Below are 22989 nucleotides of genomic sequence, written 5' to 3' on the forward strand. Positions count from 1 at the left end.
AAAACGTCAGTTTGTGATCAATGGCGCCATTGTACTCTTATTGGACATTTGTTAACAAATGAAATGTTAACAAATTTCCCGATAACCGCTGATTTGCTGAAATAACGACACAATTTCACAAATCGAGCGGTTTGTTTGCGACAATCTTTTTAGTGCTTTGGATTTGAGAGGCCGTTTGCTAGACTTATGCGAGCTTTAATCAGAGGCAGCTTAATAATGGATGAAGGATTCAATTTGCTGTGGCAGCAATATCAAAATAGTTGTTTTTTACTTACCCAAGCGCTCACTCCTCCTTGTTCATTTGCCATCATTACCGCCTATAACCCGTTAGGCCAAACTCTTCCCGCTTCCCACAATCGATTACTCGATAAACAATTGCAGCAAGATATTATCCAGAGTGGCTGTGCTTATCGTGCCATGGTTGGTGCGTCTGTCGATCTACAACACCATGAGAAAAGTTGGGCAATCTATCTTGACCAACACGACGCTTATCAATTGGCGCACAAATATCAGCAATATGCCTTCTACTTTGTCACAGAAGGTATATTACATTTAGTGCCATGCCACTGTGAGCAACCAGCGGTTGAGATGGGCTTGTTTGCTGACTATGTGCGTATTGTAGAAGTGTTGCCTGAACCGCGTGATGAGTAACTGCTGCTCGGTTATGGCGTTGATAACTTTTTATTGACAAACTTGGGCGGATTACTGTACTTTTTTCGCCTCGCTTCCCTAGGGAAGCCACAGAAGAGGAGCGCTCACTAGGTAGTGAATTTGAGGATACCAATATCCGCTGATGATTCACGAGGGAGATGAGCGCCGAGGTTGACGCAAGATTGGTATGGCGTTAACCGGTTGGTCAGGCTGAATCCTGGCGACTGTCACCGTATTTATTGGTGGAGAGCTTCTGGTGTGTGACCATCGCTTTTCCCTTTCTAGGGTGCCTTGTACCAGCACCAGGCTCTTCGAACGAAATTTGTTCGGAGCTGACATGAATTTTTATCCTGCAACATCTCGTCCTATCTTCCAGCAATGGAGGGGCAACTAATGTCTTTAGTCGTCGCTAAATTTGGCGGTACTTCAGTGGCTGATTACGCTGCGATGAACCGTTGTGCCGATATCGTGCTTAATAATCCAGCTACTCGCATTGTGGTTGTCAGTGCTTCAAGTGGCGTTACTAACTTGCTGGTTGAGTTAGCTCAGCCCAATGTGATTGAGTCGCAGCGGTTGGCGGTGCTGAAGAAGATAGCGCAGATCCAATACGCCATTGTTGATTGTCTGGCGCGGCCAGATGATGTGACCGCGACACTGGATGGCTTGCTGAGCCGCGTTGATGCTTTGAGCCAACGTTTTCAGTTAGAGCCGACCAAAGCCATTGCCGATGAGTTGTTGTCCCTTGGCGAGCAATGTTCGTCAGCGTTGTTTGCCGCAGTGATCCGCGAGCGCGGTGTGGTGTCATCGGCGTTCGATGTGCGCCAAGTGATGCGTACCGACAGTTTGTTTGGGCGTGCAGAGCCGCAAATTGGTGAGCTAAAAACCTTAGCCACTGAGAAATTGTTGCCGCTGTTAGCACAGCAGATCATTGTTACCCAAGGTTTTATCGGCGCGGATGCTGATGGCAATACCACCACCTTAGGGCGTGGTGGCTCCGACTATTCAGCGGCATTGTTGGCCGAAGCGTTAGCGGCGGAAGCGGTAGAGATTTGGACCGACGTACCGGGCATTTTTACCACCGACCCACGTTTGGCCCCTAAAGCGACTGCGATTGCAGAAATCAGCTTTAACGAAGCGGCCGAGATGGCCACCTTCGGCGCAAAAGTGCTGCATCCTGCGACCATTCTTCCCGCAGTACGGCAGCAGATCCAAGTGTTTGTCGGTTCGAGCAAAGCGCCTGAGTTGGGCGGCACTTGGATTCGCCATGAAGTAGAAAACCCACCGGTCTATCGCGCCGTAGCATTACGCCGTGACCAAACCTTGCTGAATCTCCACAGTTTGCAGATGTTGCACGCCCAAGGCTTTCTGGCTCAGACCTTTGCAACGCTGGCGAAGCACAAGATCAGTGTTGATCTGATCACCACGTCAGAAGTTAACGTGTCGCTGACCTTAGACAAAACCGGTTCGGATTCGAGCGGCCAAGGCCTACTGACCGAAGCGCTGTTGCAAGAGTTATCGCAACATTGCCGTGTGCGAGTGGAAGACAAGTTGGCCTTGGTGGCAATTATCGGTAACCGCATTGCGACTACTGCAGGGATTTGTCAGCGGGTGTTCTCGGTATTGGCGTCTCACAATGTACGGATGATCTGCCAAGGCGCTAGCCCACATAACTTGTGTGTGCTGGTCCACGAATCAGAAGCGAATGATGTCGTAGCGGCGCTGCACCGCAGCCTGTTTGAAGAGTAAATCGCAGTAAGAAAAAGCGGGCTTGGATGCCCGCTTTCGTTTGAACTTTGGTGCGCAACGTTAGGGTTTGACTGCTCTGGATATAGGATTTTGCAGACTGATTAAGGTTTCGGTTGACTGGATCTCGTCAATCGATTGGATGCGATTAATCAGTACATGTTGCAGCGCATCAATGGATGGGCACATGACTTTAGCAAAAATACTGTAATTACCTGTGGTGTAATAAGCTTCTACCACTTCTTCCAGTGCATCAAGTTTTGCTAGTGCCGATGGGTAATCACCAGCACTTTTGAGATTGATGCCGATAAAGCAGCATACGTCATAACCCAGTGCTTTGGGATTAACGGTGATCTGCGCGCCAGTAATAATACCGGCCTGCTTCATCTTTTCCACGCGAACATGGATCGTACCGGCACTCACGTTAAAGCGCTTTGCCAGCTCTGCGAAAGGCGTTCTCGCATCCAGCATCAGGGCTTCGAGGATCTGGTTGTCCAGTTGATCTCTTTGGAATGATGTATCCACAACAACTTGCCTTATGTTCTTTAAAACAGGCACGAATTTACGTGTTTTGTTAGCTTATTGCCAGTGATCAATGTCATTTTATGACTGATTAACTGTAAAGTTTTCCTGCTAGTAGCAGTTTATCTTTGCCGTTTAAATGACCTCTTCGGGCAGTGGTAAAAACAACTGGGTCTATTGCTGTGGCTCGGCTTGCGTAAAAGGGACGGGCGCAGAGAATGTCTGTGATTCACCGGAGTAGGGATGTTTAATGGTGAGTGAGGCGGCATGTAATAACAATCGGCTCGCCATCTGCCGCGCACGATCATCAGCATAAAAACCATCGCCCAATATTGGATGACCTAACGCCATCATATGCACTCGCAGCTGGTGGGAACGGCCGGTGATCGGGGTCAGTTTGACCAGCGTTGAATACTTGCCATAACTGACCACTTCATAATGCGTCACCGAAGGTTTACCCACTTGGTGATCCACTTTTTGCCGAGGTCGATTGGGCCAATCACAGATCAACGGCAAGTCCACGGTGCCTGCTGGTTCTCGCACATGCCCAACCACGCGCGCATAGTAAGTTTTGTGGGTTTCACGATCTTGAAACTGGCGTTTGACTTCCCGTTCGGCACTGCGGCGTAATGCCAGCAAGAGCACGCCGGAGGTGGCCATATCCAAGCGATGCACCACTTGCGCTCCTTGGTGCAGCTGCAATACGCGGCTGTAGGCACTGTCGTAGTGATCTGCGGCGCGTCCAGGCACAGATAACAAACCGGACGGCTTGTTAATCACCATAATATCGCGGTCTTGATACAGAATATCGAGCCACGGTAGTGTTGGCGGCTGGTACACAAAATCACTCATAAATCACCACAATGTTGAAGCGGAGCGCAACTTTACCCTCGAACTATCTTACGCGCAAGTCAGTGTGATGGTGCGGCCGCTTGCCACCTCGCTGATTCTGTGGCTGTCGATAAAATCGCCGTCGAAGGCTTCTCATTTTTTTCTTTGGCGATTAGTATCATAGGTCAATATTTAGCTTTGGTGGCGAGCACTCTTGTGTAGTAAATACCGATTAAATGACTGGATTCTTGATCCCCAGCGCCTAACGCTGCAGCGCGGTGCCGAGGAGGTTCGGTTGGAAAGCCGAGTGATGCAGGTATTACTGTGTTTGATCCAGCATGCTGATCAGGTGGTGTCTCGCGAGATGCTGATTGATGAGGTCTGGCGCGGCGGTACGGTGTCAGATAATGCCATCAATCGTATTATCGGTTTGTTGCGACAATCGGTTGGCGATAGTGCTAAATCGCCGCTGTTCATTCGCACTGTGCCTAAAAAAGGTTATGTGTTGATTGCCGAGGTCGCGAAACTGGCAGCACCATCTGCAGTGCCTCTGCCGCCCGAGCCAACGCCAAGTGAATCGGCGCTCATCGTGCCGTCCAAGCCATTTCCCGCATATGAATTAACACAGCCGCCTGTTAAGTCTGGCGGTTTCTCGCGCCGTTATCTGGCATCGGGCTTATTGTTACTGCTGGCGCTCACGTTGACCGGAACTTGGCTATGGCAGCAAGCATTCGACCGTGAAACGACTTCCGAGAGCGCTAGCGATATCATGCGCGTCAACCCCATCACCTTTTTTGAAGGGCAGGAGATTGACCCTGCGTTATCGAATGACGGGCGCAAGTTAGCGTTCGCTCATCGCGAGCTGGCTGATAACCATTGGCGTATGCGGATTTTGTCGATCCCAGAGCAGAGCTATACCGATGTGGAGCCTACGATGCTCGGCAATATGCGCTACCCGGCGTGGAGTGATGACGGTAAATTTTTAGCGTTGTTGAATTGGGGCGGCGATGCCGGATGCCAACTGGTGGTATTGGCGATGCAGCAACCGACACTGGCACCGCGGACCTTTGCTTGTCATGCCGCGACACAGTCGACCAGTATTGCATGGGCACCATCGGGGAATGCGTTGTATTACGTCGATGCTGACGGCGAAGCCAGCTATAAGCGAATATTTCGCCTCAACTTAATTGATGGTCGGCGGGAGCAACTGAGCCAGCCGCATGTGTCTGGGCAGGGCGATTATGCCATTGCATTGGCGCCCCAAGGCAACAAGATGGCGGTATTGCGCAGTATTGACTGGTTTAATACGCAGATACTGCTATTCGATCTGGTTACCGGTGAATGGCGCAACATTGTCGAGGTTGGTTATCCACTACGATCCGTTGCTTGGAATGCAGCTGGTGACGCCATTATTTATCGCGGCGAAGCGGGGCAGTTGTATCGGCTGACACTGCAGTCTCAGCAATTGACACGCATTACCAGCGTGGTGTCCGAAATCAATTCGCCAGCCAGTAATGCCGCAGGTGAACTGACGGCGGTATCGGGCGAGCTTTTTGAAGAGGAATTGTGGCAATGGTCGGCGCCTTACAGCCAGCAACCGCAACGTTGGGTGTATAGCAGCCGACGCGATTATAGTCCGGCCATTGCCCATGATGGTAACGCGTTGGCATTTGTATCTAACCGCAGTGGCTTACCGCAATTGTGGCTGAAACGTCAAAATGGGCAAGAAATACAGCTGACCCAGTTGACTGCATTTTCGCACATCAATGAGTTAAGTTTTTCGGCGGATAATCAATTGATTGCTGGTACGCTTAACCGCCGTGCCTTTGTGTTCAACATAGCGCAGCAGCAGTTGCAGTTTCCCGAGCAGATGAACAATGTGCAAAACCTCGCGTGGGGCACCGATGCCCAGCATTTGATTGCCGCCGTATTAACTGATGGTTTGTGGCAGATAAAGTCATTTGATATCGTCACTGGTGCCCAGTCGTTGTTGGTCAACGATGCATTTACCGCCAAGTATGATCGTCATGGCGCATTGTATTTCTCCCGGCTGCATAAGCCGGGGATCTGGCGTTTACAACATGGCGCGGTAGCGCAGTTGACGGACCGATTTACCCCACATATCGGTGGTGCTTGGCAGTTGGCTGGCGATGACTTATGGCTCATCGAACCTCGGCAGGCGCAACCTCAGTTAGCGCGTGTGAACACACTTGATGGGCAAGTTACAGTGTTGCCCGTTCCGATGGCAAATGTTTCCTACCGCTCGCTATCAGTGAGTGATAATGGCGCTGTTATTTTGTCGATGCTAGCAAAGTCTAGCACCGATATTGTCTCAATATCTCACTGATATTATTTACATAATATTTTCATCATCTTTTCGTTATGGTCTTGTGTTGCCGAGTGTTTAGCTTGGACGGGCAGACCATAACTTAGCTGCTCGTTAAATCACTCAAGGGATATAAGATGATGAAAATAAACCTAGCTAAATTGAAGAAATCCATGGGATTAGCGCTGTTACCAGTGGTTGTTGCTGCACCCTTGTTTTCTGTATTTTCGCAGCTCAGTGTGCAACCAAGCGATGCCAATCAATTGCAAGAAGCGCCTTATATCCTGTGTGAGCCTTATCCAGAGTGTGTCATTTATGGTGTCGATGCCGAACTATAGGATGTGGCATGACTAATATTCTGCTCTATTTCATCGGAGCGATGAGTAGCATTAGGCTGATGTACTTGTTGTTCTACAACATATTGCTCGCTTCTGAAGAATCAAAATTAATGGAAGAGAGCTAGGGGCTGTTCACTTTGCAGCTGGCAGAGCGTGATTTAGGCAAGGCAGGTGATGTGCCGCGTGGTTATGCTCCACCAACAGCACCTAACGCCGAAGATAAACAGCCTCTCGGAATAACAAACTCCCTTACTCAATTTGAGCATGCACGTCACTGTTTGTCGGCGTGCTTTTTTTATGGGGCGGTGCAAGCGTCTAGCGCCATGCAAACATGGGGGCAAGCGTTACAGCATGTCGTTGCCAGAGATCAACATAAAGCAGAAAGTCCACACCACAAATGCCAAGGTGCAATGCACTAAACCGTAAAAAGCGTGATCGAGCCGTTTCATCCCTTCGGCAATAAACACCAGATGTAGATGCATGAGCAAAATTAGCGGAAACACCAGCGCCAATACCAAGGCGACTAACGCATTGCCATCACCGATAACCCAATGGCCCAGCAAGCTCCACATCACCATCAAAAATGTCAGTATTGGTGGCGCAGCAAGGCGATAGTGCTCGGGATAGGGAAACATGCAGCAAACCTCTTGGTTGACAGTTGCGTTAAAAGCTCACTTTGGCGGCAGTTGTCGTCAAGCGTCTTTTGACAATAGCACAGCCAGCAAACTTGGTTAAGCAACTGCTGTTAAATCATTGCCCGTTATAGCTTTATTATCGAACAGTGCGCCAACCGCTAACCCGCTTGTCGCGGGCCGGCCAAGGTGACAAATTATCATTGCCACAGCACTCATCATTTTTTGCTACACTGCCGCCACGTAAATTTAGCGCCGCACGCGGGTGTTGGCGCTTTGCTTTTTTGGATTGTACCCATGGCATTGTTATGGCTTATTACGCTCATCTGGGCGTTTTCGTTTTCTCTGATCGGCGTGTATTTGCATGGGCAGGTGGATGATTACATCGCGGTGGCGTCGCGTATGGCGTTGGCGTTGATTATCTTCGTGCCGTTTTTTCAAAAAGTGCCGCCGAAACAAGCGCTAGTGATGATGGCGACGGGAGCGATTGAGATTGCGGGCACGTATCTGTTTCTGTATCACAGCTATCAATATCTCACCGTGCCAGAGCTATTGCTGTTTACCATTTTTACGCCGTTATACGTCAGTTTGTTTGCCGACCTGTTTGCCAAACGTAAGCCGTATCAGTTGTGGTTGCCAGCGCTGCTAGCCGTGGCTGGTGCGGCGGTGATCCGTTGGACCGAACTCAGCGAACAGTATTGGCTCGGTTTTGCGTATATTCAGGGCGCCAATGCCTGTTTTGCGTTCGGCCAAGTTTGGTATCGCCACCAAACGCAATCCAATCCGTTACCGCATCGAGCGCGATTTTTCTGGTTTTTTGCCGGGGCGTTGTTGGTCAGTGGCGCGATGATGTTAGCCAAAGCGGACTGGACCTTATTGCCTGATACCACCAGCGAGATCACGGTGTTGCTGTGGTTGGGCATTGTTACCTCTGGCTTGGGCTATCTAGCGTGGAGCTATGGTTCTACCAAGGTCAATGCGCAGCAACTGGCGGTGATGAACAACATGCTGATCCCCGCTGGTATCGCCGTTAACGTGCTGTTTTGGGGTGGGCAGGTAAGTGATTGGCCAAGGCTGATTGGCGGCTGTATCTGTATGTTGCTGGCGCTGTGGGTCTCTAAACGTTACGCCGCAAACCACAGTTAATATTCCGTAAAATAAGCGTTAATCAATCGCTGTCCGGACAGATTCGGACAGCTAAAACGGACAGGTTTAAAATAAAAAATCATTATAAAACAATGAAATAAATATTGGCACGCAACTTGGTTATAGCTAAGTAACTTTGGCAAATACGAAGAAACCAAGATGAATGTCGCAATGATCCAAGATACCACTGGCCAAGATGTCATATTGTCGCCTAAACGCCACTATAAAATAGGGTACTGGGTGGCTGGCGTTGTGGTGTTGCTAGCCGTGGTGCTTTACTTAGCGCAGCAATGGCAACATGCGGTTGGCACTGATATGTCGGTCAGCCGCAGCGCCATTCGAATCGCTACCGTGGATAAGGGGGATGTACAACGTGATTTGAGTGTGCAAGGTAAAGTGGTGGCGGCCAACAGCCCAACGCTCTACAGCACGGCTCAAGGGATTGTCACCTACAACGTGAAAGCGGGTGATAAAGTCACCCAAGGCCAACTGTTGGCGGTGCTGGATAGCCCACAAACCACTTCCGAGCTGAAACAGCAGCAAGCCACGTTAGCGCAGTTACAAGGCCAACAAGCGCAACAGCAAATTACCTCCAAACGCGATCTGCTCGATAAACAACAAGCTCTGGATTTAGCCAAGGTTGATTTACTGGCGGCTAAACGTGAACTCGCCCGTAACGAAGAAGCGCGTAAAACCGAGATTGTCAGTGACCGCGAATTTCAACGCAGTAAAGATGAGTTAAGCCGCGCTGAACTGGTGGCGGCGCAGAGCCAAACCTCTCTCGCACTGGCAAAACAATCCGCTGAATTTGAAAGCCAAATTCTCAGCCAACAGATCCGCGCCCAAGAGCTGCTGGTGGCTGAACTGCAACGTCAATCCGATACCTTAAACGTCACCTCTCCCGTTAATGGCATGGTGGGCAGTTTATCTCAGGCGCAAAAAGCGGCAGTGCCCGCTTATCAATCGCTGCTGACCGTGGTTGACCTGTCCGGCTATGAAGTCGAAGTGATGGTGCCAGAAAGTTACGCCGATGACTTGAGCCTCAATATGCCAGTAGAGATCAGCAGTAACGGCACCACTTACCCCGGCGAAATCGCCGCCATCAGCCCGGAAATTACCAATAGCCAAGTGGTAGCGCGTTTACGCTTCACTGATGCAGTGCCAGCACAGATCCGTCAAAACCAACGTTTATCCGGCCGTATCTTGCTGGAAAACCGCCAAGATATATTGCGTCTGCCACGTGGCAATTTTATCGATTCAGACAGTGGTCGTAGCGCCTTTGTGGTGCAAGGCGATACCGCTACTCGCGTCCCTATTGCACTCGGTGCCAGCGGCTTCAGCTATGTGGAAGTCAGTTCTGGGCTGAGTGATGGCCAGCAGGTGATCATCTCCGACACCAGCCGCTTTAAAGAGGCCAATACCTTGTTACTTACCAAGTGACACCAAGCAACTCCCGACGCTTCGGCACAAGGATGTGCCTCTTTAATAAAGATATTCAGGTACATGGATGTACCACATTTTCTAGAAATCGCAGCCGTATAAGCGGTAACAAATTGAACTAAAAAGGAAATCGACATGCTTAAAATGGAACATATCGCGAAAGTATTTCGCACTGATACCGTCGCTACCCATGCATTACGTGATTTTAGTTTGCATGTAAAAGCGGGCGAGTTTGTCTCGGTCACTGGCCCATCTGGCTCAGGTAAAACCACCTTTTTGAACATTGCTGGATTGCTCGACAGTTTTGACGGCGGCAGCTATCAGTTAGATGGCATCAACGTCAGCGGCTTAAACGATAGTGCTCGTTCAAAACTGCGCAACGAAAAAATTGGCTTCATCTTTCAGGGCTTTAATCTGATCCCCGATCTGGACATCTTCGACAACGTGGATGTACCGCTGCGTTATCGTGGCTTTGGCCGGGCGGAACGCAAACAACGGATTGAAGAGGCGCTGCTGAAAGTGGGCTTGTCCGCGCGGGCGAAACATCTGCCATCGCAGTTAAGTGGTGGTCAGCAACAACGGGCGGCGATTGCGCGTGCTTTGGCGGGCAATCCCGCATTCCTACTCGCCGACGAACCCACCGGTAACTTAGACACCACCATGGCACGCCAAGTGATGGAGTTGTTGGAGCAGATTAACGAGCAAGGCACCACCATTGTGATGGTGACCCACGACCCGGAACTGGCGCGCCGTGCCAAACGTAATATTCAGATTGTTGATGGTGAAATGGCCGATCTAACGCTCAAGCAAGCAGTGTAAGGAGTTGGCTATGTTTGGCTATTACCTACAACTGGCGTGGCGTTCAATTAAAAAAACGCCAGTAATGTCGGCGCTGATGGTGCTGGCATTAGGTGTCGGCGTGGCCATTGTGATGACCATGCTGACCTTGCAGCATGTCGAATCTAACAATGCGTTAGCGGCAAAAAATGAGCAGTTATTTTATTTGCAGCTCAATAGTTCGCCTGCTGATGAGCTGTTTTTTGGCTCGCTTGAGAATGGCATGCCGCGAATGGTTAGTTATCGCACTGCCACAACCCTGCTTAAATCGAGCATTCCCAGTCATTCGGTTGCTATGTTCCGCTCAATGTTTGTATTGAGTATGGATGATGCTGATTACCAGCCAGGAAGCATCGTTGGTCGGGTCAGCTCGCGTGATTTTTTTAGTCTGTTTGATGTGCCTTTTATCTACGGCAAGGTGTGGAATAAGCAAGCTGATGAGTCTGCTAAATATCAAGTGGTGATTGACCAAACCCTGAATCAGCAGCTGTTTGGTGGTGGCAATTCTGTGGGTAAAACACTGCGACTGGAAGGCAAACCTTATCAGGTCATTGGGGTGGTGCATGATTTTATGCCAGTGCCTTCAGTGCAAGATTTAACTATGGGTAAAACGGGTGGCAATACCCATCTTTATCTGCCTTTTGGTCTAGTACGTGCAGAGCAATTAACGCCGTATGGTCAAAAAAGTTGCGCTGCGAGTGATGCCAATCAAGACGTTGAATTGGGTATGTCAGCCAATGAAGCGTTTGAAGTGGAGCTGCAAAACCTTTGTATTTGGCTGCAATTCTGGGCGGAACTACCTAATGCTGATGCCAAAGCGCGTTATGTGGATTATCTACAGCAGTACTTTAACGAGCAGAAAAAACTGGGCTTTTTTGCCCGTGATTTTGACTACGCCCTGTCAACGCCACAACAGTGGCTTAACCTCAATCATGTAGTGTCTAATGACACGAAAGTGACCACTTGGTTAGCACTGGTTTTCTTGGTGATTTGCATTGTAAATACCGTCGCTTTGCTCACCGCCAAATTATGGCGCCAAGCGCCTGAGGCGGGGATTCGCCAAGCACTTGGTGCCAGTCGTGGTGCCATTTTTGTGCAGAATCTCGTCGAAGCAGGCTTCGTTGGAATATTAGGCGGCGCCTTTGGCATCCTGCTATCACAAGTCATGTTGATGGTAGTGCGTTCAATTCTGGCTAATAACGGCGCTGCACTATTAGGCACTGACAGCAGTATCTACAGCACCGATAGCACCATGTTGGCGGTGACAGTGCTCGTCGCGTTGATCTCTAGTGTGCTTGCTGGACTTTACCCTGCTTGGCAAGTCAGTCGAACTCAACCTGCTCATTATCTGAAAGTTCAGTAAGGACAAGGATATGTTTGAATTTGGTCCGATATGGCGCACGATTTTGCGCAATAAAATAAGTGCGTTACTGATTGTTATTCAGGTATCGCTGACCTTGGGTGTTATCTCTAATGCCGCTTATGTCATTAATCAACGCCAGCAAAAAATGAACATCACGACCGGTATTGATGAGACTCACTTATTCACTCTGTCAGTGAAACCTATCAATAATGCGCCGATAAAAAATGTTGATATCGAGCGCGACTTAAACCATTTGCGTCAATTAGCTAATGTCGCTGATGCAACGTCGGTGACTTCTGTGCCGTTAGTCGGCGGCGGGTGGTCTGGTGGTGTCCACGTCGGTGAGCAGGGGGATACTGATTTTCAATCGGCAGCAGCAGATATGATGGCCGTTGACAGTCATGGTCTTAATACCTTGGGAGTGAACTTAGCCAGCGGTCGTTTCTTCAATGAGGATGAGATTGTTGAATGTATTGATGCGCGATGCAAATTCAATGTGGTGTTGCTATCGCGAGACCTTGCCGATGCATTGTTTGGCAAAGGCAGTAATCCATTGGGAAAGCAGTTAAATTTTGCTGGCTCTCATCCAACCATTATTGGTATCACTCAGCCGTTTTATGCGACGTACTTGGATCACTCCTATGTTAATGGGGTATTGCTGCTACCGATGACCAATGTGGTTGCTAGCTCCAGCACTTATCTCGTCCGTGCTAAAGGAGAAAGTCGTGACAGCTTGATGTTACAAGTAGCTGATGAACTGAGAAAAATTGATAGCCAACGAGTTATTGGGGACAGTGTCACTTCCAGTGCTCAAAAGGCATATGCGTTTCGTAATTCGCGTCTAACGGTTACGGTGATGCAGTTCACTATTGTCGTGGTTATCGGCATCACCATTCTCGGCATTGTTGGTCTTACCTCACTATGGGTAAATCAACGGCGGCGGCAGTTGGGCATTCGTCGTGCATTAGGTGCTACCCAAGCTGCGATAGTGCGCTACTTCCTCATTGAAAATCTGATGCTGACGACGCTAGGGATTGTTATTGGCGTGGGGCTATCGCTATTCATTAATCAACTGATGGTACAGCACTACCATGTATCGGCCTTACCAATGCGTTACATCGTTGTTGGCATGTTTGGTGTCTGGTTATTGGGGGTGCTAGCGGCACTTGTGCCAGTACTTCGTGCTGCGGCTATATCACCCGCACTAGCCACTCGTTCTGTTTAACAAGGGACTGAATATGTTTACTTACTATCTACAACTGGCGTGGCGTTCAATCAGGCGAGCGCCGATCATATCCAGTTTGATGATCCTGACCTTGGCGGTTGGCGTGGCGGTGTCGATGACCATGCTGACGTTGCAGCACGTGATGTCTAACAACGGTTTGGCGGAGCGTAACAGTCAGATTTTTGCGCTGCAACTCAATAATACTGGGAATAAGACGGGCGCTAGCGGCGACCAGTCACAAGACACCTCCAGTAATGTTATGCCGCGCTCGTTGACCTATCGTACCGTCAACACATTGTTGGATAACCCAGAAATTGCGCCACACCAGGCGGCCATGTTTAGCATGCACTACGTGCTTACCCTGCCTGATAGTGATTTAAGCCCCGCTGAGGAGTTGATCCGCGCCACCAGTCGAGACTTTTTCGCGCTGTTTGGTGTGCCATTTATTTATGGCGAAGTGTGGTCTGCCAAAGCTGACGATGAATTAACGTCGGTGGTAGTGATTGATAACACACTAAACCAGCGCTTGTTCAACGGCGAAAATTCCGTGGGGCGCCAGTTACTGTTAGACGATGTGCCTTATCAGGTGGTGGGCGTGGTGCAAGACTTTATGCCAAAGCCGTCGGTGCAAGATTTATCGATGGGCGCGTTTGGCGGCAATCGCCATATTTACCTGCCGTTTGGCATGGTTCAGCAACCTAACTTGCTGAATAACTTTAAGGGAACACTATCTTGTCAGTTTCATCAACAAGGGGTTGAGTTTCCACAAGAACGGCAAGCACAACGTGATTTTATCTTGAACAATCGTTGTTATTGGTTGCAGTACTGGGTGGAATTGCCAGATCTGCAAACCAGAGATAAATATGTCGCCTTTTTAAGTGCCTACTTTGACCAGCAAAAGAGCAACGGATTTTTTACGCAGGCGTTTGGTTACGCGCTATCTACACCAGCACAGTGGCTGCAATTAAATAACGTGGTGAGTAACGACACCAAAATCATTACTTGGCTGGCGCTGGTATTCCTAATCGTTTGCATCATCAATGCGGTGGCATTGGTATTGGCTAAGTTACTGAAACAGGCACCGGAAGCAGGCATGCGCCGTGCGCTTGGTGCCAGTAAAACAGCGATCTTTAGCCAGAGTTTGATTGAGACGCTGTTAATTGGTGTGCTCGGTGGCGTTATCGGTATTGGCTTGAGTCAACTGGGCTTATTGTTGCTGCGAGTGCTGTTGGCTAAGGACGAGGCGGCGGTATTACACAGTGATTGGTTGATGCTGGCTGTGACGGTACTGATGGCCGTTGTCGCCAGTATTGTTGCCGGGCTTTATCCCGCTTGGCGGATCAGTTACGCCCAACCTGCCAAATACCTCAATCAAAAGTAAGGAGTACGCCATGTTTGAGTTTGGACCGATTCTGCGCACCCTATGGCGTAACAAGATTGGTGCCTCGTTGATCATACTGCAAAGTGCGCTGACCTTAGCCATAGTGGCGAATGCGACCTTTGTGCTGCAACAACGCTTGCAACTGATCAACCAGCCCACCGGTATTGATGAACAACATCTATTTACTATCGACGTTAAGCCCTTGGGGCAAGGGCTGTTTAGTGTGGGCGAAATTCAGCGCGATACGCTGGAACTACGACAAATCACCGGTGTGGTGGATGCCAGCTATATCAGTGATAAACCCTTGTCAGGTAGTTACAGTCAATCTAATCGTAACGCCCAAGACGATGATACGACGTTTACTATTAGTTTAAATCAACTCACTACCGACCCTCATGGTTTGCACACGCTCGGCGTGGCGCTCGAACAGGGGCGTTTTTTCAATGACAGTGACATGGTGCGCGATCTTAAAGAGGGCAAAGTAGTGGTTATTAGCCGCGGTGTTGCCGATGCTGCATTTGGTGAAGGCGTTAACCCCATAGGTCAGCAAATTACCACCTTTGGTTTGCCGCCCACCGGAAAACATAAACAAGCGCTTAAAGATAGCCAACTGTTTACTGTGGTTGGGGTGGCCGCTGATGCCAATATCACCTCGGTGGCTAGCGTGAATGATGGCGTAATTTTTCTGCCTTTTTATCAACCAGATAAGTCAGTGACTTACCTTATCCGTTGTCAGCCAAGCCAATGTAATCAGCTGATGCTGGCGGTGCCGCAAAAACTCAAGCAATTGGATAATCACCGCATCATTACTGGCGTGAGTACTGTGATGAGCAACAAAGATGAGCTGTTGCGCGCAGACCACACCATGGTGGTGATGATGATGGCTGCGATTGTGCTGGTGTCGAGCATCACCGGCTTAGGCGTTATTGGTTTAACGCTGATTTGGGTCAATCGCCGTCGTTGGCAAATTGGTGTGCGCCGCGCATTGGGGGCCACCAGAATGGGAATTGTGCGTTACTTCCTGATGGAAAACCTGTTAGTGACCAGCATCGGCTTATGTTTCGGGGTGATATTGACGCTCGGGCTGAACCAATTGCTGGTGGAATATTACCAAATGCAGGCGCTACCGCTCAGTTACCTTTTGCTGGGAATGGCGTGCGTTTGGTTGCTCGGGCTGAGCGCGGCCTTTGTGCCCGCGTTACGCACTACCACTATTTCACCCGCCGTCGCCACCCGGTCAATTTAACGGGCTAGCGCCTCATAAGGATTAACTATGTTGACTTACTATATGCAACTGGCGTGGTTATCAGTCAAACGGACGCCGATTATCTCCAGCCTGATGATTGTCACTTTGGCAGTGGGTGTGGCGGTGTCGATGACCATGGTGACGCTGCAACACGTGATGTCAGCCAATGGTCTGGCGGAGCAAAATGATCGTGTTTATGCCTTGCAGCTCAATAATGGCTCTAAAAATCAAGGTGATGACGGTGGGTTGAAAAACGGCATGGCGGATCTACTGTCCTACCGAACCGCAAGGGCATTGTTAGCATCCCATGCTGCGCCGCATGTGGTGGCGATGCACCGTTGGGCGGCGGCTGTGTCGTTAGCGGATAACAGCATTAAACCGACTAAAGAGATGGTCCGTGTCACGTCGCGGGATTTCTTCGCCTTGTTTGGCGTGCCATTTATCTACGGCAAAGTGTGGGATAAACAAGCCGACGATGAGGCTCGCTATCAGGTGGTGATCGATCGCACCATGAATCAGCACTTGTTTAACGGTGAGAACTCGGTAGGGCGAGATGTGCAGCTCAATGGCCGACCTTATCAAGTGGTCGGTGTGGTGGAAGACTTTGCACCTAATCCCTCAGTGCAAGATCTGACACAAGGCGCGTTTGCGGGTAATGCCAATATCTATCTGCCATTTGGGCTGCACCGCGCCTTGCAGATGTTGCCCAATGGCAATATGCGTTATTCATCAAGTAAAGACGCAGACACATCAGCCAGTACTGAGGCATTAACCCCAGAACAGCAGTATGAGCGCATTCTGCAAGAGCGGTTTATCTGGTTGCAGATTTGGGTTGAATTACCGGATGAGCAAACCAAAGCCAACTTTGTCACCTTCCTGAAAAGTTACTTTGACGAGCAATATAACAACGGTTTTTATGAACGCGATTTTGACTATGCCTTGTCGTCCCCATCGGAGTGGTTAGCACTGAATGATGTGGTGAGTAACGACACGCGAGTGATGACCTTGATGGCGCTGACATTTTTACTGGTATGCATCATCAACTCCATCGCTTTACTGTTGGCTAAACTATTGCGCCAATCGTCAGAGGCGGGCGTGCGTCGTGCACTGGGAGCTAGCCGTAGTGCGATTTTCAGCCAAAACCTGATAGAGAGCGGTTTGATAGGTTTATTAGGCGGCGTATTGGGTATTGGCCTCAGCCAATTAGGCTTGAGCTTTGTGCGCATGTTGGTCAGTACTGAAGAGGCTCGGGTGGTGTATAGCGATGGTTTTACCATAACGCTAACGGTGTTGTTGGCCATTATTGCCAGCATATTGGCAGGCTGCTATCCCGCATGGCGTATCAGCCAAACCTCACTCGCCCAAGCACTAAAATCGCAGTAGGAGTACAACATCATGTTTGAATTTGGTCCGATTCTGCGTACGTTATGGCGCAGCAAAACTGGCGCGTTACTGATCATTGTGCAGGCAGCATTGACGCTGGGTATTATCTCCAATGCGGCGTTCGTAGTGCATGAGCGCCAAGCGTACATCTCTCGTCCGACGGGGTTAGATGAACAGAATATCTTTGTGTTATCGGTGGCGGCGCTATCCGATGCTGAGTACAACTATCAGGATGTGGTGCGAGATCTGCAGCAAATCCGCCAGTTGCCTGGCGTGGTGGATGCTACCTTCTCACTGACATCGCCACTGTCTAACTCTGGCAGCTCAAGCGATTTGAGTAATGAAGAAGATCCGGATCATCCGGTGTCCGCGATGACAGATATCGTGTCTAGCGATAGCCACGCGCTTAACGCGCTAGGGCTAAAACTGGTTGCCGGACGCTTTTTCAATGATGCAGAAATTGTCACCGCTTCGCCGTTAGGTAACGATGGCACCATCATGGCCGGAATCGTTATCACCCGCAGCCTTGCGGATAAACTTTACGGCAAAGGCGTCGACCCGCTGGGTAAGCTACTGCAAGATGCGCCGGTGATTGGTGTCGTTGAGTCGGCCATGGTGAGTTACGTGGCGCCGGACTATGTTGCGGGTGTGGCATTTCTTCCGCGCTTTATCTCCACCTATCCGCCGGAATATATCATTCGTTGTGAGCCCGGTGCCTTGTCGCAGTTGATGGTAAAAGTGCCAGATTTGCTGCAACGGCTCGATCCTAATCGCATGATTCGCAATGTGAAGCCATTGACTGAGGTGAAAGATGGCACCTATCGCCGTGCTAAATCCACCGTAAAAATGCTGGTGGCCACCATGGTGTTGGTCGCGTGTGTTACCGGCTTAGGCATTGTCGGGCTGACCTTACTTTGGGGCAATCGCCGCCGTCGTCAAATCGGTATTCGTCGGGCACTCGGTGCTAGCCGCGGCGACATCATTCGCTACTTCCTCACCGAAAATTTATTGATTACTGCCGTTGGTGGCATGGTGGGGATTGTGCTCGCTATCGCCGTTAACCAGTTGATGGTGCAGCAGTATCAGATGAAGGCGTTACCGATATCTTACATTTTGGTAACCACGGTAGCGGTGTTAATCTTAGGCTTAGCAGCGGCGATGATCCCCGCTTGGCGCAGTAGCCTAGTTTCACCGGCATTAGCTACTCGCAGCGTATAACACGAGATCATGCAATTGATAACCAAAGGGCAGTATGGACACCATTTTAATCATCGATGACAACAGCGCCGTGCGTGATGCACTGTCGCTCCTGTTGAATGTGAACGGTTTTCAGACCGATGTGGCTGCCACACCCACGGCGGGCGTAAAGCGGTTGGCACAAGGTGATATCGCCTTGGTGATCCAAGATATGAACTTTAGCCGTGACCAGACCGATGGCAGCGAAGGCAAACAGCTGTTTTATGCGATTCGCCAAGATTTTCCCGATCTGCCAGTCATTCTGTTAACCGCGTGGGCTGAGTTAGAAACTGCGGTGGAACTGGTGAAAGCCGGTGCGGCCGATTACCTCGGTAAACCGTGGGATGATGCCAAGCTACTGGCGACGGTGAATAATCTGCTAGAGCTGGCAGAACTCTCAGGTCAGCAGCGGCAGCAGCAGCGTGAGCTATCGGAACGGCGCCAGCACACGGCGCAAAAGTACAACGTTGCTGGGTTGATTTACCAAGCCGAAGTGATGCAACGTTTGGTGGAAACCGCACTGCAAGTGGCGCGCGCCGATGTGCCGATTTTGATCACTGGCCCCAACGGCGCTGGTAAAGAGAAAATTGCCGAACTGATCCAGCAAAACTCCGCAGTGAAAACTGGGCCGTTTATTCGCGTCAATGCCGGGGCTTTGCCCGCAGACTTGATGGAAGCGGAACTGTTTGGTGCCGAATCCGGTGCCTATACCGGCCTCAATAAAACCCGCATTGGCCGCTTTGAAGCCGCTGATGGCGGCACGCTATTTCTCGATGAAATTGGCAATCTGTCGCTTAGCGGCCAGATGAAGTTACTGCGGGTGTTGCAGACTGGCGAGTTTGAACGGCTTGGCTCATCGCAAACGCGCCACTGCCAAGTTCGGTTAATCTCGGCCACCAATACTGACTTGCCGCAAGCAATCCGCGCTGGCGCGTTTCGTGAAGATCTGTTCTACCGCCTCAATGTGATTGAGCTGCAATTGCCAGCGTTGCATCAACGCCGTGAAGATATTTTGCCGTTAGCGCGGCATTTTCTGGCGGGGCGTGAACTGAGCTTAGAGGCGGTACGCGCGCTAGAAAGCTACGACTGGCCGGGCAACGTACGCGAACTGCAAAATATCCTGACGCGTGCCTCCCTGCTGGCACCGAGTAATATCATCGGCGTAGCCGACTTAGGTTTGCCAGCGGCGCCGCAATTGGCACCTCGGCCAGCGTTTGAGCCAGATGCCGAGCAGATCCAAACCACGCTCGCCAACACCAGTTCGGTTGCCGAAGCGGCGCGGCAGCTTGGGTTATCGCGCCAAGCGCTGTATCGGCGCATGGACAAATATGGAATTAACCATTCGTGAATATGGGACTCAGTGTTGAAGGCAAGCTCACTGCCGTGTTGATTATCGCGCTGGGGGCGGCGGCCGCTAGCGTAATGGTGAGCAGCTATTGGCAGTGGCCGATTGCCCTGTCATTGCTGGTGGCGGGGTTGCTTGGCGGTGGGGTCGGCTTAGTGGTTGGTCGCAGCGTCACGCGGCGCATCAATCACGGCTTACAAGCGCTCGATACTGGGCTGATGAACTTTCAGGATAACGACTTTTCGGTGTCGCTCAGTGTCAGCGGTAACGATGAGTTAAGCCAATTAGCTCAACGGTTTAACCAAGCGTCCGACAGCATGCGCAAACAGCGCGCCGATATCTTTCAGCGTGAATTGCTGCTCGATACCGTGTTGCAAAATACCTCGCTGGCGATCCTGCTCGCCGATGAACAGGGGCGCGTGTTGTTCGCCAACATCGCCGCCCGTCATCTATTGGGGCAGGGCAGTATGTTGGAACATAAAACCTTAGCCGAGGTGAGCGCTGCCAATGAGGATGTGGCAGCGATAATCACTCAGCCGCGCGATGGCGTGTTTTCTATACTGCGTGGCGATGAACAGCAGATCTGGCATTTAAGTTACGCCAACATGCGCATGAACGGCATGGCGTTGCAGTTGTACCAATTTAAACCGTTAACGCAGGAGCTGACCCAAGCGGAGATCCAAACTTGGAAGAAGGTGATTCGGGTGATCAGCCATGAGTTGAACAACTCGTTAGCGCCGATCAGCTCAATGGCCCACTCAGGGCAAAAATTGCTGCAGCACACCGCCGATCCAGCACTGCTACAAAAAATCTTTACCACCATCGCCGAGCGCAGCGCCCATCTGCACAGCTTTTTGCAGGAGTATGCCGACTTTGCTCGCCTACCGCAGCCGCATGCCGCCGCGTTTTATTGGCGCGATTTGTTAGAAACGTTGCGCGGTATTCGGCCGTTTACCTTAGTGGGCGAACTGCCAACACAAGCCAGTTGGGGTGATCGCCGCCAGTTAGCGCAAGTGCTGGTCAATCTGTTTAAAAACGCCAGCGAAGCGGGCACCGCCGAGCAAGATATCACCTTGGAAATTCGCCAAACACCACATCGCCAGTGGTTGATGGTGTGTGATCGTGGCAGCGGCATGAGCGATGAAACCCTGCGCAATGCGCTGCTGCCGTTTTACTCCACCAAGACCGAAGGCACGGGGTTAGGGTTAGCGCTGTGTCGCGAAATCATTGAAAACCATGGCGGGCAGATGGCGATCCGCAACCGCGACGGCGGCGGCTTAGAGGTGAGTTTTTGGTTGCCGATGCCGCCAGAAGACGCCTCGGCGCGGGATTAATACCGCGCCAACCGCATTGATAACCTTGCTATAAAAAAGCAGCCGCAGCAAATGGTTGCCTGCGGCTGCTGTTACCCAGCACGATGAACGCTTGCTGGGTTAGTTGTTTGCTGGCGTAATTGCCAGCGTCTTCAGTACGGTGTTCCAATCCACATACTTAAAGTTTTGCGGCTCGTCCGGCAGACGATTGCGGCCATCTTGCACTACCAATAAGCCGTGCGGATATTGGCTGCCCACCGGCGTGCTGACCACATCGAGCCCGTCAGTTTCTGAGGCACCATCAATGCCAGTGTGGGCATCAAGGCCGATGCGGAAACTACCGCGATAGGCGTATGGCGCTATGCCGTCAAACACCGCGTAGCTGTCGTTACCTTGGCTCGACACCACTAACAGCGGATGTTCGCCGCTGGTGATCTCCATGCCCTCAATATCGGCCACCAGTGCCGGGCCAACATCGGCCACTTTGCTCAATTCAGTGCTCGCGTCTTGGTGGGCATCCGCCGTCCACACGGCTACATCTTCTTCACCGACAAACAGGCGACCGCGCTCATCATCCACCGCGCAACCTTCAGGTTGGCTAGCCACGCTTAAGCGGCGCACTCTTTGCGACGTGAGTTCACCGTTGTTGGCGCTGATCAGGTACTGGTCGATACGGCCAGTTTTGTCGTTGGCGAACACATAGAATTTACCGTCGATTTTGCCCATGCACAGGCCGTAGATCGGGGCGAGATCTGACGGTTGCTTGCCGATGCGGAACACGTCGCCGTTGTGGCGCAGGCCATAAAACATCAGCGAATCATCTTCGCGTTTACTGGCGGCGGCCAGACCAATGGTTTCGCCGTTAAAGCTAAACCCATCACGCACATCGACGTTGTTTAACTTGCCATCGCCAAAGCGGCTGACCAGTTTGGCGTCGAGGTCATACACATACAGGCCATCTTTTTTGTGGGTGCCTAAAATACGTGACTGCTGCGGATTAACTGGATTGACCCAAATGGCGGGATCGTCCATCACATCACCAGTACGATCCGCTGGCGGTGTTTCAGCGTTGGCGTGCACCATCGGCAGCACCGCTTCTGGCGCGCTGCTGGCCGAGGCCAGTTCGACACTAACGGCACTGCCATCATCGCGGTTGATGATGATGCGGCTTTGCCCTTGGCGGCTGACACTGGCGCTGAGTGTTTCGGTGTCGCTGGCGGTCATCGACAGCGCGGTGTGCGGCGTTTTTTGCTGGCGGCTAGCTTGTTGCAACGCGGTGACGCTCCAATACATCAGCTGTTTACCGGCTTCATCAATGGCAAACAGGTTGCCTTGCTCATCGGTGGTCAGGCTTTTTGGTTCGGCGGACAGCGTGCCCCAAGGTTGCAGTTGCGCCACTGGCGTGCGCTCGGCGGTGGTTTCTAGCCGTGCCGGCGTGCGCCAAATACCAATGCCTTCTTCCAAGGTGTACAGCCAGCCGTGGTTGTCATCTACCGCGCAGGCGGCCACTTTTTGCGGCTGATTGATATCGCGCATCAACAGTGGCGCGTTGAGCCATTGCTGGTCTTGCGCCAGTAACCATTGCTGCGCGTGGCTGGCACCATCCTGCACAAACAGCGACAGGGTGCGGTTTTGCGCATCGCGGAACAGACACAAGCTGTCGGGTTGCAGTTTATCCAGCCGCCATTGCAACTGTTGTTGCAGCGGCGCATTTTCGCTAAAGCTGGCAATGGTGATGCTATTGGCGCGTTCATCTAAGGTGGCCGCGACCCAATCATGCCCAAAGCGTTTGACGCTGAGTTGGTCAAACTCGCCAGCCAGTTGGCTGTTGCCGCTGTGATTACGCAACTGCATGCCCTGTTTTTCGCTGACGCTGACTAAGGTGCTGGCGTCACCACTTTGCCAACTGGCCGAAGCGGTTGGGTGATTTAACGGTGTTGCTTGGATCAGCGCACTGCTGGGTTGTTGGCAGCCCGCCAACAACAGTAACGGTAGGGCAGTGACCAGTTGAGATAAGGCAAAATTCTTCAT

19 protein-coding genes and 1 riboswitch are annotated in these 22989 nt (G+C 51.1%); of the genes, 15 read left to right on the forward strand and 4 right to left on the reverse strand.

The features are described 5' to 3' along the window. Positions 1-216 precede the first annotated feature (216 nt). Entirely contained in the window at positions 217-651 is a 435-nt protein-coding gene (locus tag L9G74_RS11870; protein ID WP_238896620.1) for a DUF3293 domain-containing protein, read from the forward strand. Positions 652-736: 85 nt separating this feature from the next. Then, positions 737-912, forward strand: a riboswitch (Lysine riboswitch). Positions 913-1044: 132 nt separating this feature from the next. Continuing rightward, positions 1045-2397 (forward strand): lysine-sensitive aspartokinase 3, encoded by a 1353-nt coding sequence (lysC, locus tag L9G74_RS11875; RefSeq protein ID WP_238896621.1) that lies wholly within the window; start codon positions 1045-1047, stop codon positions 2395-2397. A 60-nt stretch (positions 2398-2457) separates the two neighbouring features. On the opposite strand, the gene asnC is transcribed toward lysC, so the two are convergent. Beyond that, positions 2458-2919 (reverse strand): transcriptional regulator AsnC, encoded by a 462-nt coding sequence (asnC, locus tag L9G74_RS11880; RefSeq protein WP_238896622.1) that lies wholly within the window; start codon positions 2917-2919, stop codon positions 2458-2460. A 171-nt stretch (positions 2920-3090) separates the two neighbouring features. Continuing rightward, a complete protein-coding gene (rluA, locus tag L9G74_RS11885) occupies positions 3091-3768 on the reverse strand; it encodes a bifunctional tRNA pseudouridine(32) synthase/23S rRNA pseudouridine(746) synthase RluA (protein ID WP_238896623.1) in 678 nt (225 codons plus the stop codon). 274 nt (positions 3769-4042) lie between these two features. Here rluA and L9G74_RS11890 point away from each other — a divergent pair, with 274 nt between their 5' ends. Further along, the gene (locus tag L9G74_RS11890; RefSeq protein WP_275297381.1) at positions 4043-6094 is read left to right on the forward strand and encodes a winged helix-turn-helix domain-containing protein; all 2052 of its coding nucleotides are present in this window, start codon (positions 4043-4045) and stop codon (positions 6092-6094) included. 116 nt (positions 6095-6210) lie between these two features. Then, a complete protein-coding gene (locus L9G74_RS11895) occupies positions 6211-6411 on the forward strand; it encodes a hypothetical protein (protein ID WP_238896624.1) in 201 nt (66 codons plus the stop codon). Positions 6412-6755: 344 nt separating this feature from the next. Here the strand turns inward: L9G74_RS11895 and L9G74_RS11900 are convergent, their stop codons facing one another. After that, the gene (locus tag L9G74_RS11900) at positions 6756-7046 is read right to left on the reverse strand and encodes a hypothetical protein (protein WP_238896625.1); all 291 of its coding nucleotides are present in this window, start codon (positions 7044-7046) and stop codon (positions 6756-6758) included. A 294-nt stretch (positions 7047-7340) separates the two neighbouring features. Between L9G74_RS11900 and L9G74_RS11905 the strand changes: the two genes are divergently transcribed. The 11 genes from L9G74_RS11905 to L9G74_RS11955 all read left to right on the forward strand — a co-directional run bounded on the left by L9G74_RS11905 (position 7341) and on the right by L9G74_RS11955 (position 20979). Continuing rightward, on the forward strand, positions 7341-8189 hold the full coding sequence (locus tag L9G74_RS11905) for an EamA family transporter (RefSeq protein ID WP_238896626.1): 849 nt from the start codon (positions 7341-7343) through the stop codon (positions 8187-8189). A gap of 171 nt (positions 8190-8360) precedes the next feature. Further along, positions 8361-9629, forward strand: a complete 1269-nt coding sequence (locus L9G74_RS11910) for an efflux RND transporter periplasmic adaptor subunit (RefSeq protein WP_238896627.1) — start codon at positions 8361-8363, stop codon at positions 9627-9629. A gap of 135 nt (positions 9630-9764) precedes the next feature. Then, positions 9765-10448: an ABC transporter ATP-binding protein gene (locus tag L9G74_RS11915; protein ID WP_238896628.1), complete on the forward strand. Its 684-nt coding sequence runs from the start codon at positions 9765-9767 to the stop codon at positions 10446-10448. Positions 10449-10458: 10 nt separating this feature from the next. Then, the gene (locus L9G74_RS11920) at positions 10459-11829 is read left to right on the forward strand and encodes an ABC transporter permease (RefSeq protein WP_238896629.1); all 1371 of its coding nucleotides are present in this window, start codon (positions 10459-10461) and stop codon (positions 11827-11829) included. Positions 11830-11839: 10 nt separating this feature from the next. Beyond that, positions 11840-13054, forward strand: a complete 1215-nt coding sequence (locus L9G74_RS11925; RefSeq protein ID WP_238896630.1) for an ABC transporter permease — start codon at positions 11840-11842, stop codon at positions 13052-13054. Between the two features lie 13 nt (positions 13055-13067). Continuing rightward, the gene (locus L9G74_RS11930; RefSeq protein WP_238896631.1) at positions 13068-14435 is read left to right on the forward strand and encodes an ABC transporter permease; all 1368 of its coding nucleotides are present in this window, start codon (positions 13068-13070) and stop codon (positions 14433-14435) included. Positions 14436-14445: 10 nt separating this feature from the next. Beyond that, entirely contained in the window at positions 14446-15681 is a 1236-nt protein-coding gene (locus L9G74_RS11935; RefSeq protein ID WP_238896632.1) for an ABC transporter permease, read from the forward strand. A 27-nt stretch (positions 15682-15708) separates the two neighbouring features. Further along, on the forward strand, positions 15709-17064 hold the full coding sequence (locus tag L9G74_RS11940; RefSeq protein WP_238896633.1) for an ABC transporter permease: 1356 nt from the start codon (positions 15709-15711) through the stop codon (positions 17062-17064). Between the two features lie 12 nt (positions 17065-17076). Continuing rightward, the gene (locus L9G74_RS11945) at positions 17077-18282 is read left to right on the forward strand and encodes an ABC transporter permease (RefSeq protein ID WP_238896634.1); all 1206 of its coding nucleotides are present in this window, start codon (positions 17077-17079) and stop codon (positions 18280-18282) included. 34 nt (positions 18283-18316) lie between these two features. Beyond that, complete coding sequence (locus L9G74_RS11950) at positions 18317-19648, forward strand: sigma-54-dependent transcriptional regulator (protein WP_238896635.1); 1332 nt, start codon at positions 18317-18319, stop codon at positions 19646-19648. Between the two features lie 2 nt (positions 19649-19650). Continuing rightward, positions 19651-20979, forward strand: a complete 1329-nt coding sequence (locus L9G74_RS11955) for a sensor histidine kinase (RefSeq protein ID WP_238896688.1) — start codon at positions 19651-19653, stop codon at positions 20977-20979. A gap of 99 nt (positions 20980-21078) precedes the next feature. On the opposite strand, the gene L9G74_RS11960 is transcribed toward L9G74_RS11955, so the two are convergent. Then, positions 21079-22989 carry a phytase gene (locus L9G74_RS11960; RefSeq protein ID WP_238896636.1) on the reverse strand — a complete coding sequence of 637 codons (1911 nt, stop codon included), beginning with the start codon at positions 22987-22989 and terminating at the stop codon, positions 21079-21081.

It is taken from the genome of Shewanella electrica (genome assembly GCF_022321485.1).
GTDB classification, from domain to species: Bacteria; Pseudomonadota; Gammaproteobacteria; order Enterobacterales; family Shewanellaceae; genus Shewanella; species Shewanella electrica.

Coding starts and splice junctions, on each gene's coding strand:
- L9G74_RS11870 (WP_238896620.1), top strand. CDS start 217: ATGGATGAAGGATTCAATTTGCTGTGGCAGCAATATCAAAATAGTTGT.
- lysC (WP_238896621.1), top strand. CDS start 1,045: ATGTCTTTAGTCGTCGCTAAATTTGGCGGTACTTCAGTGGCTGATTAC.
- rluA (WP_238896623.1), bottom strand. CDS start 3,768: ATGAGTGATTTTGTGTACCAGCCGCCAACACTACCGTGGCTCGATATT.
- L9G74_RS11895 (WP_238896624.1), top strand. CDS start 6,211: ATGATGAAAATAAACCTAGCTAAATTGAAGAAATCCATGGGATTAGCG.
- L9G74_RS11900 (WP_238896625.1), bottom strand. CDS start 7,046: ATGTTTCCCTATCCCGAGCACTATCGCCTTGCTGCGCCACCAATACTG.
- L9G74_RS11905 (WP_238896626.1), top strand. CDS start 7,341: ATGGCATTGTTATGGCTTATTACGCTCATCTGGGCGTTTTCGTTTTCT.
- L9G74_RS11910 (WP_238896627.1), top strand. CDS start 8,361: ATGATCCAAGATACCACTGGCCAAGATGTCATATTGTCGCCTAAACGC.
- L9G74_RS11915 (WP_238896628.1), top strand. CDS start 9,765: ATGCTTAAAATGGAACATATCGCGAAAGTATTTCGCACTGATACCGTC.
- L9G74_RS11920 (WP_238896629.1), top strand. CDS start 10,459: ATGTTTGGCTATTACCTACAACTGGCGTGGCGTTCAATTAAAAAAACG.
- L9G74_RS11925 (WP_238896630.1), top strand. CDS start 11,840: ATGTTTGAATTTGGTCCGATATGGCGCACGATTTTGCGCAATAAAATA.
- L9G74_RS11930 (WP_238896631.1), top strand. CDS start 13,068: ATGTTTACTTACTATCTACAACTGGCGTGGCGTTCAATCAGGCGAGCG.
- L9G74_RS11935 (WP_238896632.1), top strand. CDS start 14,446: ATGTTTGAGTTTGGACCGATTCTGCGCACCCTATGGCGTAACAAGATT.
- L9G74_RS11940 (WP_238896633.1), top strand. CDS start 15,709: ATGTTGACTTACTATATGCAACTGGCGTGGTTATCAGTCAAACGGACG.
- L9G74_RS11945 (WP_238896634.1), top strand. CDS start 17,077: ATGTTTGAATTTGGTCCGATTCTGCGTACGTTATGGCGCAGCAAAACT.
- L9G74_RS11950 (WP_238896635.1), top strand. CDS start 18,317: ATGGACACCATTTTAATCATCGATGACAACAGCGCCGTGCGTGATGCA.
- L9G74_RS11955 (WP_238896688.1), top strand. CDS start 19,651: ATGGGACTCAGTGTTGAAGGCAAGCTCACTGCCGTGTTGATTATCGCG.
- L9G74_RS11960 (WP_238896636.1), bottom strand. CDS start 22,989: ATGAAGAATTTTGCCTTATCTCAACTGGTCACTGCCCTACCGTTACTG.